Consider the following 13425-nt stretch of genomic DNA (forward strand, 5'->3'; position numbering starts at 1 on the left):
CTTACAAACTCATAGGCTTTTGTAACCTTCAGCACGCTGCTTTTCATTACCTTATATGTGTACCCCCAACTATACATCAAGAAGGATCGAGAAATGATTAGTAGCACCTTTGGGTTATTACAACGGATAGGCAGGTCGCTAATGCTGCCTGTTGCTGTCCTGCCTGTTGCCGGTTTATTGCTGGGGATAGGTTCAGCTAACTTCTCCTGGATGCCGGGCCTGGTGTCAGAGATCATGGCGATGTCGGGCGATGCAGTGTTCAGCAATCTGGCACTGATATTTGCGATTGGTGTGGCGCTGGGCCTGTCAGATAATGACGGGGCCGCCGGGCTGGCTGCGACTGTGGGCTTCGCTATCATGACAGCAACAATGGGCGTGATGGCAAAACTTCACGGCATCGAACCGGCAACCATCATAGGGATTCCAAGCCTGAATACCGGGGTTTTTGGCGGTATCATGATAGGTGCCGTTGCTGCATATCTGTTTAATCGTTTTCATAATATCAGGCTTCCTGAGTACCTTGGTTTTTTTGCCGGCAAACGTTCTGTTCCCATTATCACCGGTATCACAGCCATATTTCTGGGTATTTTCCTGAGTTATGTCTGGCCGCCAATCGGTAACGCAATTGACAGTTTCTCGCACTGGGCGGCATACCAGAGCCCGACCACGGCATTTGGTCTTTATGGTTTGGTGGAGCGTTCACTGATCCCATTCGGACTACACCATATCTGGAATGTGCCTTTCTTCTTTGAAGTGGGTGAGTATGTCGATCCTGAAACCGGCAAAGTGATTAAAGGTGAGATTCAGCGCTATCTGGCTGGCGATCCTACCGCGGGCAATCTTGCAGGAGGTTACCTGTATTCCATGTGGGCACTGCCTGCTGTTGGTCTGGCGATTTACCACTCCGCACGACCTGAAAAACGCGCGCTGGTTGGCGGTATCATGGCATCAGCAGCATTGACTTCCTGGTTAACGGGTATCACAGAGCCTATGGAATTCGCCTTCCTGTTCGCGGCGCCTGTACTGTACGTTATTCACTGTATTCTTACCGGCCTGGGTTTTGCGCTGGTGACCAGCCTGGATATTCACCACAGTGTGACTTTTGCTCATGGTGCGATTGACTTCCTTATCTACTATCCACTCTCGCAGAATGCGTGGCTGTTTATTCTCATCGGCCCTGTTTGGGCGCTGATGTACTACACCATTTTCCGTGTACTGATCGCCAAGCTCAATCTCATGACTCCTGGCCGGGAAAGTGAAGAATCTGAAGTCAGCAACTTGTCTGAAATCGGTAATGAGCTGGCACAAACTCTGGTTCAGGCGCTCGGCGGAAAGGATAACATCAAAAATGTAGACGCATGTATTACCCGTCTGCGTGTCAGTCTTCGCGATATTAATGGCGCTGACATTCCGAAAATCAAACAGCTGGGGGCACGTGAAGTGCTGGTGGTAGGAGATAACCTGCAGGCTATCTTTGGTACCCAGTCAGACAACATCAAAACTGAGATTAATGCCGTTCTCGTTGCTTCAAACTGATACAAGTCTGGGCGGTTTACCCCGCCCTTTTTATTTTTGTTCGTTGAAGAAAAGGAATAGAAAATGCGTTTCAATACCAACTCATTAGTGGCTGGATTACTGGCGACAGCAAGCTGCATGGCCCCGGCTGTTCAGGCTGCGCCACTGGATGTCAATCAGCACAACCTGTATTTTCTCAGCCCGCATCCGGATGATATTTTGCTTACCTTTGGAGGCTTGATAAATAAATTGTCTAAAGAAGGTACGCTGGCACAAAAAACAAATGTCACCGAGGTATATTTTTCACTTTCCAACTATACGACCAACCATTTAAACGAACTGACAAACAAGCGCGTATTCGATGTTTCTACCATGCGTTACAAAGAAGACTTTGAAGCGCACATGAAGATGTTTACTCAGTGGGATCACTTCCGCTATAAAACCGCCGGTTTTTATGATGCGCCATTGCGTAAATATGAAGGCTCTCCGACTGCAGGTGGCGGCCCAGCAGGTACTTTTACTGATTTTCGTCAGGATGAAATCGGCATTTATGAGCGCATTGCCGCAGATGTCACCCCTATTCTTAAGCAGGATAACTGCGCCGCCTTTGTGCTGCTGGCGAATGGTAGCCATATCGATCATTTCATCGTACGTGAAGCGGTAATGAAAGCGGCGCATGACCTGGGGGCAGAGGCGAAGTGTCAGATTTATTTTGGCGAAGATCAGCCATATACAGGTTCGAATCCAGATAATGCAATGGACGAAGTAAATAGCATTCAGGCACGTTTGCCGGCAAACTCAATCACGCCAATGACGTTCTGGATTGATAAGCAACATAAAATTGATGCGTTTAAGGAATTTTATCTCAGCCAGTATGATCTGGGTTATATCCCGCCACTGGAAAGCACCGATTACGAAACCATTTATAAATGGGATAAGACGACATACAGCGCCTTGCAGCCGCATGCACATTGTCAGTCGGCTTATTGTAACCTGCAATAACGAACGTGTTCAGTTCCCCCTGACACATTAAGTAAAAGACCGGGCCGTCGTTATGCGCCCGGTTCATTGAGCTCTTATCCTGTACTTTGCCTCTGTTACGTAATTGCCGGTACTGCTGATCAGTAGGGTGATAAGTCTATGCGCTCTTCACTGAGTTGGCTGGGTGCGAGAACAATGGGGATAGCCTTGGATATCGGGGTATCACTCAGGTCACCGACGCTGTCTAATGCCACCAAGGGATTCGTTTCCGGGAAATAGGCGGCAATATTGCCAGTGGGAATGTCATAACTTACCAGCTTAAAACCATAAACAGTGCGTTTTACGCCATCGGCTGACAGTGATGTCACATCGACCCGGTCACCCGGCGCCATGCCGAGAGCGTCGATATCAGCCGGGTTGATCATCAAGACTTTTCGCTCGCCAGAGATCCCGCGGTATCTGTCTTCAAAACCGTAAATTGTGGTGTTGTACTGATCGTGTGAACGGACAGTCTGCAGCACAAAAACAGGATCGTCGCTGAGTGCACGCAGATTGGCCGGCAGCAGGTGAGTTGGCAGCGGATGCGCGATGAAGGTGGCTTGTTGAGAATCGGTATGCCAGATACGCTCTGCCGCGCTGTTGCCCAGATAAAACCCGCCCGGCTGTTTCAGTTTCTGGTTCATGTCGGTAAAGCCAGGGATAGTTTTGGCGATAAGTTCGCGAATTCTGTCATAGTTATCAATTAACGAATCCCAGTCGACCGGATGATTGCCCAATGTCGCTTTGGCGATACCGGCAATTATGGCAGGTTCTGAGCGCATTTCGCCTGTGTCACTTTCAACCACACCGCCTGAGGCATGCACCATACTGAACGAGTCTTCGACTGTCACCGACTGCGGGCCGGATTGTTGAAGATCAACATCGGTGCGGCCAAAGCACGGCAGGATCAAACTGTCTTTACCTGTGATCAAATGGCTGCGGTTCAGCTTGGTGGCGATGTTGACCGTGAGATCGCAATTCGCTAATGCCTGCTGAGTCAGCCGGGTATCCGGTGTTGCCGAAGCAAAGTTTCCACCCAGTCCGATAAAGATTTTGCTCTCGCCGGTCAGCATGGCTTTGATGGCCTGCACCGTGTTGTGACCGTGCGCCGCCGGTGGGGTGAATCCAAAGGTTGTTTCTATCCTCTGATTAAAATCTGGGGTGGGCTTCTCATTGATCCCCATGGTACGGTCACCCTGCACATTACTGTGGCCGCGCACCGGGCAAAGACCGGCTCCGGGCTTACCTAATTGCCCGAAAAGAAGTTGTAAATTGGCAATTTCCTGTATCGTATTCACTGAGTGTTTGTGCTGAGTGATCCCCATCGCCCAGGTGATGATCACGCGTTCAGAATGCCGGTACAGGTTTGCTGCGTATTCCAAATCTTGTTGCGACAGGCCAGATTGCTCTGTGATAAGAGACCAGTCAGTGGCTGCCACTTCCGCCAGATACGCTTCAAGGCCCTGAGTGTGGGCCTGAATGAAACTGTGGTCAAAAATAGAGCCCTTGCCCTGTTCAATTGAACTGTGATCCATAGCGATCAGTGCTTTAACCATGCCGCGTATTACCGCCATATCACCACCCAGTTTTGGCGTGAAGTAATGACTGCTGATCGTTGTTGCTCCGCCGGTCAGCATTTCTGCCGGCGACTGCGGGTTGGTAAAGCGCTCTAAACCGCGTTCTTTCAGTGTATTGAAAGTGACTATAGCGGCTCCGCGTCTGGAGGCTTTACGTAAGGTATCTAACATGCGGGGGTGATTGGTGCCCGGATTTTGTCCGAACACAAAAATGGCATCGGCTTTTTCGAAATCATCAATACGCACTGTGCCTTTGCCAATCCCTATTGACTGCTTGAGCGCGACACCGCTTGCCTCGTGGCACATGTTGGAGCAATCCGGGAAGTTGTTGGTGCCAAACGCCCGGACAAAAAGCTGATACAAAAAAGCCGCTTCGTTGCTGGCACGGCCAGAGGTGTAGAACTCGGCCTGATTCGGGCTGTCCAGACCTTGCAGGTGCTCAGCAATCAGTGAAAAAGCTTCGTCCCAACTGATGGACTCATAATGATCCGTTTGTGAGTTATAACGAACCGGATGGCTGAGGCGGCCTTGATATTCAAGAAAATAATCACTTTGCTGTTGTAACCAGCCGACAGGGTACTGGGCAAAGAAATCCGGCGTTACCCGACGGCGGGTTGCCTCCCAGTTCACGGCTTTGGCGCCGTTCTCGCAGAAGCGGAAATGTCCCGGTTCATCGGTTTCGCCCCAGGCACAGCCCGGACAGTCGAACCCCTGATCCTGATTGGTTTTCAGCAGATTCCGTATGTTTCGGGTGATATTTTCACTTTTCACGAGGTGACGGGTGGTGCTTGCTAGCGCTCCCCAGCCACCGGCTGAGCCTTTATATTTTTTCACTGTCATGGCGACTGTCTTCCTGCATGGCCTGGGCGACGGATTAAAACAGAACATATCCATAAAGATACCGGTTTCTATAGTATGACGGCAGGCCAGACAAAAATGTAACCTTATCCACAAAATGTGTATGGGTAGCCTGTTAGTTTATGAATTTTCAACCATTTCGGGTAAAGGGATATACTCAACGGGTGCAACATACTGTGATGAGCCGGTAATCACGGTGCCTGTTACTTTAGCGTTACATTGAACCCCAAGCGTTTTGGGCCGGAGTCTGGTATCTTACATTTTTGAGTCGTATATGTGCAAAGATGCTGCTTTTATCTGTCATGAGTACCTGTTTACCATGCCGGAAATGGCCGCAATGAGGAAATCAGAATGGTTGCGGACAAGTCAGTACTGGTCGTGGATGATGATCAGGAGATTCGTGAACTGTTGGGCGAATATTTGGGCAAGCAGGGCTTCCGTGTTGTAACAGCAGAAGACGGTGTGGCAATGAAACGGGAACTGACCATCAGTGAGCCGGATTTGATATTGCTGGATATTATGCTGCCCGGTGAAGATGGTTTCACTTTGTGTCAGCATGTCCGGAAAACGTCTGCCGTCCCGATTATCATGCTCACAGCCGTATCAGACGAGATGGATCAGATTGTCGGGCTGGAGCTCGGCGCGGATGACTATATTGCCAAGCCATTCAGCCCCCGTCAGTTAATGGCGCGAATTAAAGCGCTGCTGCGAAGAGTACAGCCAACAGAATCGAACCAGCCGGTGAACCCGTCGTTGCCAAAAGCCTTTTTATTCGATCACTGGCGTTTGGATACGGCTGCTCAGTCTCTGCAGGATACGCAGACTCAGCGCACCTATGAAATGACCAACAGTGACTACGCGCTGCTTTTACTGTTTCTCAGTCGTCCCAATGAAGTGCTCGACCGGGATACGATTTTCTTTGCGACACGCGGGCGTGATGCGCAACCGTCTGAGCGCGCGGTAGATGTCCAGCTGAGCCGGTTACGCCAGCGTCTGGGTGACAAAGGGCGTCAGCAGCGGTTAATCAAAACAGTGCGGGGAAACGGCTATCTGTTTAATGCAGATGTCACTTACGAAACGGATAACTGACCGGAAAGCTCAGCAGATGATCAACTGGAAAAAATGGTGGCCTCAATCCCTGATGGCCCGCACTTTGTGGTTTACCTTGCTGGCTGTGTTTCTGGCACAAATGATTGCGACGCTGATATGGTACGGGCAGTCTAAGCGTCGGGATCTGGCCGGACTGGAATCGGCGGCCACCAGTATGGCCACCATGTTTGCTTCCACTGTCACTTTTTTTGAATCCCTGCCTTTACAGTACCGGCACATCGTTCTGGATCAGATTCGGAACATGGGCGGCACCCGTTTTTTTGTTTCATTCAACGAAGAAGAAATACGGATCGATCCTATCCCCGGTTCCAGTATGAAAAACACCGCAGTTAAAGCAATACAGGAAGTGTTGCATGACAAACTGCCGCGCCTGGACGTTATCCGGGTGGAGTTTTCACGGCCTGAAACCCTGCATGTACTGAAAAATGACATTCTGTTGAGTGACTTACCCCGTTCCTGGGCACATTACACGCTGAGTCTGGAGCCGCTGAATCCGCCGATTCTGGTGGTGCAGCTGGAATTGGCGGACAACGAGTGGCTGTATATCGCCGCTTTGTTACCAGCGCCGTACTCCACGCTGGAGGATGAGATCATTACTAAGCAACAAGTGCTGTTTCTGCTGTTCATCACCGCCTTGCTGCTTTTCTTCACCTATACAATGATCCGGCGCCAAACGAAACCGCTCAAGCAGTTAGCGGATGCCGCTAATGCCTTGAGCATGGATATTTATCAGCCGCAGCTCAAGGAAGAAGGTGCCAGTGAGCTGGTCACCGCGACCCGGGCCTTTAACCGGATGCAGCAGCGCCTGCGTCGTTATATTGATGACAGGGAACATTTGTTTTCCGCCATTTCCCATGATTTAAAAACCCCGATCACCCGTCTTCGGTTGCGTGCAGAACTACTGGAAGATGACACCAAAATCGACAAGTTCAATAAAGATCTTGATGAGCTGGAAATGATGGTCAAAGGGGCGCTGCAGACAGTACGGGATACCGATCTGCATGAAAATCTGGCCCAGGTGGATGTGGCAGAAGTGATGCGCAGTATTGCCGAAGGGCATAACAGAAACAGTATTACAGTGCATTTGCCTGTTGCAGACATTGCGCCACTTACGGGTAAGCCGCTGGCCCTTAAACGTTGTTTAAGCAACATCATTGATAACGGGGTGAAATACGGTCAGGAAGTCTGGGTACTGACCGAAGACACAGCAGAGAGTCTGGTTATTCGGGTGCAGGACAGGGGGCCGGGGATTCCAGAGGATAAAATGGACAGTGTGTATGAACCTTATGTCAGATTAGCGAAGGATGATGAAGGCCATGGCCTCGGCATGGGAATAACGCGCAATATTTTACATGCCCATGGCGGTGAAATGTCTATCCGCAACATGGAGCAAGGGGGGCTGGAAGTGACGATGATCCTGCCTCGCCTGATGGACTGATGATAGCCGCATCAACTCACAGCAGATACGGCGTAAAGTAAGAGAACCTAAATGAACATGAGTGTTTCAGCGGGGCGCTATCGCACACTGTCGCTGGCAGCGGTGTTAATCACGGCTTCGGTATCGGCATTCTTGTCTGCGCCGGTCATGAGTGCATCTGATGCTGGTCAGCAGCCTGAGCAAGAGGTTGAAGTGCTTCACTGGTGGACAGCGAAAGGTGAAATGAAAGCCGCGGAAGTGTTGCAGGATAGCCTTGAACAGCAGAGTATCGGCTGGAAGAATTTTGCTATTGCGGGTGGTGGCGGTGAAAGTGCCATGACAGTGCTGAAAAGCCGTGCTGTGTCGGGGAATCCCCCTTCGGCGGCACAGCTCAAAGGTTACGACTTGCAAGAGTGGGGCATGCTGGGTTTTCTGACCAGTCTTGATGAGGTGGCAAATGTTCAGCGCTGGGATCAGCTATTGCCACCGGTTATCAGCCAGATCATGAAATATCAGGGTCATTATGTGGCCGTTCCTGTGAATATTCACCGTGTTAACTGGTTATGGATTAACCCGGACTTGCTGGAGAAAGCCGGTGCGACTGTGCCGGATTCGCTTGAGTCGTTTTTTGTTGCGGCAGACAAACTGAAGCAGGCCAATATTGTACCCATAGCCTTGGGCAGCGATCCCTGGCAAGAGGTGACCTTGTTCGAATCTGTGGCGCTGGCGGTACTGGGTCCTCAGGGTTATCGCCGTGCTTTTGTTGACTTAGATTCAGACATGCTGGCCGGTGAGCAGATGGTGGATGTTTTCCGCCAGTTCGAGCGTATGCGGCAATACATTGATGTGAAAACCAAGGCCATGGAATGGAGCGACGCCAGTACCATGCTGATGGAAGGGAAAGCCGCGATGCAGTTCATGGGGGACTGGGCGAAGGGGGAATTTTCTGCGTTGGGGAAAACTCTGGGTAAGGAGATTCTGTGTGTGCCAGCTCCGGGCACCCAAGGCTTCTTTACATACAACATCGACAGTTTTGCTTTTTTTAAGCATAGCGATGACCTGAGTATTCAGGCGCAGGAAACGATGGCACATACCATTCTGACACCTGATTTTCAGCGAAAATTTAATTTAGCGAAAGGCTCCATCCCCGTGCGTACCGATGTGGACATGACAGGTTTCGACAGTTGTTCACTGGCCTCTGCAGCTGCTTTTCAATTAAATCAGCAAAATAATACTCTGGTACCCAGTATTTCTCAGGGGCTTGCCAGTACCAGCTATGTGCAGGCAGCGATTTTTGACGTAGTGACCGATTTTTTCCACAGTAAGCAGGCTGATCCGGAAAAAGCCGCGAATCAGCTGGCCAGGGCCGTTAAATCAGCACAGTAAAGCGCTTTCGCCTAGCCGGTGTTAAGCTGTTTTGTTTGCGCTAGGATTAGTACAAACAGCACTGGAGCAAAAGACTAACGGGGAGTTTGCGGCTATGAAACTGCTTTATATTGTTCGTCACGCCAAGTCATCCTGGGATGACCCGGAATTGGATGATCATGATCGCCCGCTGAATGAGCGCGGCCTGAAAAACGCGGCTGATATGGCAACCCGGTTCGCCGCCTGGCAGGCGCTGCCCCAGCGAATTCTATCCAGTACCGCTGAGCGGGCATTCCAGACCGCGCAATTTTTTGAACAGGCGCTGCATCCGCATCCTACTGAGCTGGCAACCACAGTGGGCTTGTATACCGATTCTGCCCATGAGGTGGTCAGCATTATTCAGTCGGTGCCTGATGAGGTTGAACGGCTTATGGTGGTCTGCCACAATCCCGCCATCAATGAACTGGTGGGCCGTCTTGGATTAAAAACCGACAATGTTCCGACCTGTGGCCTGGCGGTTTTTGCAATTGAGGCAGAAACATGGCAGGCGTTCGGGCCGGAATATTGTCAGTTGCTGTATTTTGATTTTCCGAAACGCCTGGCTCACTGATATGTTGCGCTGTCAGGGGCAGGCTTTTTCTTTCTGAGAGAATGTCTCTTGAACACTTGTCGCTTATGAATTTGCCTCTTGAGCATGGAAAGATGCTCAAGAGACAGATTGTCGGCAGGGCAGAAGTTAACTGGCTGCTGACATTTTTTGCACGGCCATAACAACATCGTTAATACTGTCTTCAATGTCTTGAATGGATGTGCTGGCTTCTTTGACTTTTTCCATACTGCTTTCAGCGCGGGCAATAATTTCAGACATTGAGGATACGGCTTGTGTCGTGAATTGACTGTTTTGCTTAACCACATTATCAATTTTTACGGTCGACTCATTGGTGCGCGAAGCTAGCTGGCGAACTTCGTCGGCAACAACGGCAAAGCCTCGTCCCTGATCGCCCGCTCTGGCTGCTTCAATGGCCGCATTGAGCGCCAGCAGATTGGTTTGATCGGCAATGGCGGAAATGGTGTCCACCATGTTAGTGATGGTTTTTGACTGTTCCTCAAGCTGGGATATCACATCTGAGGTTGAATTTAACGCCTCAACCATTTGTACCATCTGTTCGATAGCCTGATTACCCGAATGACTTCCCTCGGCGGATAACTGCCGGGTCTTAACTGACAAGTCATAAGCCAGCTGACTGTTTTCCTGGCCGAGAATGACTGTCTGTGTAATATCTGTGGCAAATTTTATGACTTTATACAGTTTGCCATTGGTATCAAAAATAGGGTTGTAGGTGGCTTCCAGCCATAGAGTCTGGCCCGCTTTGTTTACCCGTTCAAACTTACCGCCCATGAATTGCCCTTGATTGAGCTGGTACCAGAAGTTTTGATATTCACTGGTTTGAGCATAGCTGGGGGTGACGAACAGGCGATGATGTTTTCCTTTGATTTCATCAAATGTGTAGCCGACTGTTGCTAAAAAGTTTTCATTGGCGTGCAATATATTACCATTGAGATCAAATTCGATAACCGCCATGGAGCGGGAAACCGCCTGTGTCTGACTGGCAAGTTCATGGTGCTCTGCGACTCTTGTTGAGGTGTCAGAAGCAATTTTAATGACTTTATAAACACTCCCTTGATCGTCGAAAACCGGACAATAACTGGCTTCCAGCCAAATGTCTTTCCCGTTTTTAGTCATACGCTGGAACAGTCCCTTAATTTGCTTGCCCTGACTTAGCTGATACCAGAATTGTTGGTACTCCTGACTTTGTTTGGTTTCATCGGTACAAAAAATCCTGTGATGTTTACCCTGAATGTCATTTAGGCTGTATCCCATGGTATTAAGGAAATGTTGGTTGGCGCTGATGATTTCTCCTGATGGTGTAAATTCAATAGATGCAAAGGAATCACTGATTGCAGCTAAGGTATTGGTGGTTTCCTGAAGTTGCTGTTGAAGTGAGTTGTACGCGTCTTGAGTTACGTTATTCTTGTTAGATAACCCGAACATGTCACAGTCCTTGTCGATATATGCCCTCTAGCTGAATATAGAACAGAGAAATATGTTTAAAAGAGATATTTTCAGAATGACTGAAAAATTAGTAAAAGCTAAATAGTAAGGCTATTATTCTTCGGATGTGTGACTTCAATGACTTATCTGCTATTAACAATTTAATTTGTTATGAAAAATGTCGTTAAGACTGATATCAGAAAGGCAAAATGACCAATTTATGCCTTGAAATGAAGCTTGCCTGTCTTTGATATTTTTAGTTCTTGTGATCTTACTTCGATTAATACCATTCATTATTGTTGTCTGTTTTTTCTGAATGATTAGGGTGTTGAATGTATAGGTTGTTTTTTGACTCACAATGTCATTTTCATTCAGGCTGGCGATAAATAAAAGGCTGGGCTGCACGAGTTTTTTGCAGATGTCGCTGTGATGCACGAGTAGGGTATGTTCAGCCGGGAAAGAACGACAGGTATCTTGCAAAGGCCGGAACTCAGACTGTTACAGTTCCGGCAGGTTTTTGAATAAAATGGAAAATTGGCTCAGAAATAATATTCCAGAGCCAGCTCTATGAAGTCGTCTTTACGGACAAAATAAAGTGGACTGTCAAGCCTGCTGGCGTCGAACCACCAGGCGTTAGCCCGCCATTTCCAGTTGTTGTTTATCCGTGCGGAGGCTTCAATTCTGCCGGTAGATTCCTGACTGCTGTCCAGATCCTGATTAATCCCAACTAAAATTTCTGTACCGTCTATGTCATTGAGTGCAAATCGTGTACCCAGAAACAGGTCATTCTGATTCAGACTCAGTGATCGGGAATCGTACTGGTACTCGGCAATCAGGCCAAGATCCCAATAGGTATCGAAGACACCGACGAGTGTGTATTCAAACCCTGTGACCACGGCGGAGTGGTTTTCCAGGCTGTCACGGTAAAGCGCTTCAAGCTTTAATAACCAGCTGCCAAAAATGCCCTGAACATCCATGCTGGTCTGGTCCATTTGGGCGTAGTATGGCGTCAGGCTGGTACGTCCCGGCAGGAAGTAGGGATCTCTGTTGGTCCCCTGAAAAAAGCTGGCACCGACATCCCAGTCGCCAAAATAGTGGCTGTAGCGCAATGACCAGTCGATGTGCTCCTGCTCGGCTGAAGATTCATATAATGCATCGTCATTTACCGGCAGTGGGGGCCGCAGCCGCCCGTCTTTACCGGCGAAAGTACGTTCACGAAAGTAGGGGAGGATGAAGGCATTCACTGTGCCCCAGTCTTTGACGGCTGCAACATTGATCATAGGCTGCCCGAGTTTTTGCTCGCCGTCGACAGATTCGACGTTATCGGTCTGGTTAATCACATCCACCAGGTGAATGGACTCGGTCACGCCCCAGAAAACTTTCCCGACGCCCATTCTGAGCTCATAGTCATCGATCAGTTGCAGATACATGAATTCACGCAGATCGAAATGGGTACGTTCATCGTCCATGCTGTCCCAGCGGTAGAATGGCTGAATGGTCAGCCGGGCGTCACCGTCCTGCCACTCTGTGTACCATTCGGGTTCTATCACCACAGAGGTCTGGCTTTTGTCCTGGCCCTCAAGACCAGGGTGCAAAAACTGACGTTGTTCAAGGTTTATCTGGCCGCTGATACCAGCTGCCTCTACTGAGGCAGCCAGAAACAGGGGCAATGCAGAAAATCGGTATATCATGCTTGCTCCTGCCTGAGATTATTTGACACGCTTGAGACTGGACTTATTGAAATCGCTCTCATCAAGGCCATTGTTAAACGTCAGTTTATGGGTGGTCAGTACCGTTGTCTTGCCAGTCTGGATGTTATTCATTGTCATCGTATGCGCGCGCCAGTATTTGCCCAGATACTGCTCATAGTTGTTAAAAGTCAGTGTCTTCAGCAGGCTGTCTTTACGGTCATAGAATTCCACCTTCAAAGGCCGGTAATGGTCTTTATCCAGCCATACCAACTGCTTGGTATAACCTGAGTATTCATCCGTCGGCACTTGCCGGAGTTTGAATACGGCTTCACCTTTAACGGTGTCATCACCCAGATAGGTAAAGTCGTATTTTTCCAGTTCAAATGAACTTAAATCTTCGTAGGCGAACTCGCTGCCCATGAAAGGGCCTGATTTATTGCGCGAAGCAATACGTTTTACCCGCTTCAGCGCTGGCAGATAAAGCCATTGGTCATCAGGCTTGGTTGTGTGGGCGAAATTCAGAAAAGCTGTGCCTTGCACATCACGGGGCTGGTCGAAAATCGTCAGGCCTTTATCGCCATCATCAGCCACTTCCAGTGTCTTGATACGCATTTTTCGGGTGCTGCTTTCCCCTTGTGCGTTGGATAGCAACATGGTCATTTCCCCAATGCTGTCGCCCCAACCGGTATCACGCAGTTTTCGCTCCTTGGCAATCTCTAACCCTTGTTCGTTACCCGCATGGCATACCGCCGGTATGATAGCCATACCCAATGCAGTAATCATGGCTATAGGCGCTAGCCATTGCGTGATTTTGGCTGT

Annotated in this window: 10 protein-coding genes; 6 read left to right on the forward strand and 4 right to left on the reverse strand. The window is 49.3% G+C overall.

Features of this window, described 5'->3' with window-relative positions; translation table 11 throughout:
- Positions 1–93 precede the first annotated feature (93 nt).
- Both ptsG and IFO68_RS13695 read left to right on the forward strand, forming a co-directional pair.
- Positions 94–1536, forward strand: coding sequence for a glucose-specific PTS transporter subunit IIBC (gene ptsG / locus IFO68_RS13690; protein WP_192016417.1), 1443 nt, complete (start codon positions 94–96; stop codon positions 1534–1536).
- 63 nt (positions 1537–1599) lie between these two features.
- Positions 1600–2517, forward strand: a complete 918-nt coding sequence (locus IFO68_RS13695; protein WP_192016418.1) for a PIG-L family deacetylase — start codon at positions 1600–1602, stop codon at positions 2515–2517.
- A gap of 119 nt (positions 2518–2636) precedes the next feature.
- Here the strand turns inward: IFO68_RS13695 and IFO68_RS13700 are convergent, their stop codons facing one another.
- A complete protein-coding gene (locus IFO68_RS13700) occupies positions 2637–4952 on the reverse strand; it encodes an FdhF/YdeP family oxidoreductase (protein ID WP_192016419.1) in 2316 nt (771 codons plus the stop codon).
- Between the two features lie 369 nt (positions 4953–5321).
- On the opposite strand from IFO68_RS13700, the gene IFO68_RS13705 reads away from it, so the two are divergent.
- The 4 genes from IFO68_RS13705 to IFO68_RS13720 all read left to right on the forward strand — a co-directional run bounded on the left by IFO68_RS13705 (position 5322) and on the right by IFO68_RS13720 (position 9472).
- Entirely contained in the window at positions 5322–6059 is a 738-nt protein-coding gene (locus IFO68_RS13705; protein ID WP_192016420.1) for a response regulator, read from the forward strand.
- A 16-nt stretch (positions 6060–6075) separates the two neighbouring features.
- Positions 6076–7518: an ATP-binding protein gene (locus IFO68_RS13710; RefSeq protein ID WP_192016421.1), complete on the forward strand. Its 1443-nt coding sequence runs from the start codon at positions 6076–6078 to the stop codon at positions 7516–7518.
- A 147-nt stretch (positions 7519–7665) separates the two neighbouring features.
- Positions 7666–8883 carry an ABC transporter substrate-binding protein gene (locus tag IFO68_RS13715; RefSeq protein WP_192016462.1) on the forward strand — a complete coding sequence of 406 codons (1218 nt, stop codon included), beginning with the start codon at positions 7666–7668 and terminating at the stop codon, positions 8881–8883.
- A 94-nt stretch (positions 8884–8977) separates the two neighbouring features.
- On the forward strand, positions 8978–9472 hold the full coding sequence (locus tag IFO68_RS13720) for a SixA phosphatase family protein (RefSeq protein ID WP_192016422.1): 495 nt from the start codon (positions 8978–8980) through the stop codon (positions 9470–9472).
- 126 nt (positions 9473–9598) lie between these two features.
- On the opposite strand, the gene IFO68_RS13725 is transcribed toward IFO68_RS13720, so the two are convergent.
- The 3 genes from IFO68_RS13725 to IFO68_RS13735 all read right to left on the reverse strand — a co-directional run bounded on the left by IFO68_RS13725 (position 9599) and on the right by IFO68_RS13735 (position 13389).
- Positions 9599–10915 carry a methyl-accepting chemotaxis protein gene (locus IFO68_RS13725; RefSeq protein WP_192016423.1) on the reverse strand — a complete coding sequence of 439 codons (1317 nt, stop codon included), beginning with the start codon at positions 10913–10915 and terminating at the stop codon, positions 9599–9601.
- 539 nt (positions 10916–11454) lie between these two features.
- Positions 11455–12606 (reverse strand): hypothetical protein, encoded by a 1152-nt coding sequence (locus IFO68_RS13730; RefSeq protein WP_192016424.1) that lies wholly within the window; start codon positions 12604–12606, stop codon positions 11455–11457.
- 18 nt (positions 12607–12624) lie between these two features.
- Positions 12625–13389 (reverse strand): outer membrane lipoprotein-sorting protein, encoded by a 765-nt coding sequence (locus IFO68_RS13735; RefSeq protein ID WP_225445235.1) that lies wholly within the window; start codon positions 13387–13389, stop codon positions 12625–12627.
- Positions 13390–13425 lie beyond the last annotated feature (36 nt).

This window comes from Photobacterium arenosum (genome assembly GCF_014841115.1).
In the GTDB taxonomy this organism is placed as follows: domain Bacteria; phylum Pseudomonadota; class Gammaproteobacteria; order Enterobacterales; family Vibrionaceae; genus Photobacterium; species Photobacterium arenosum.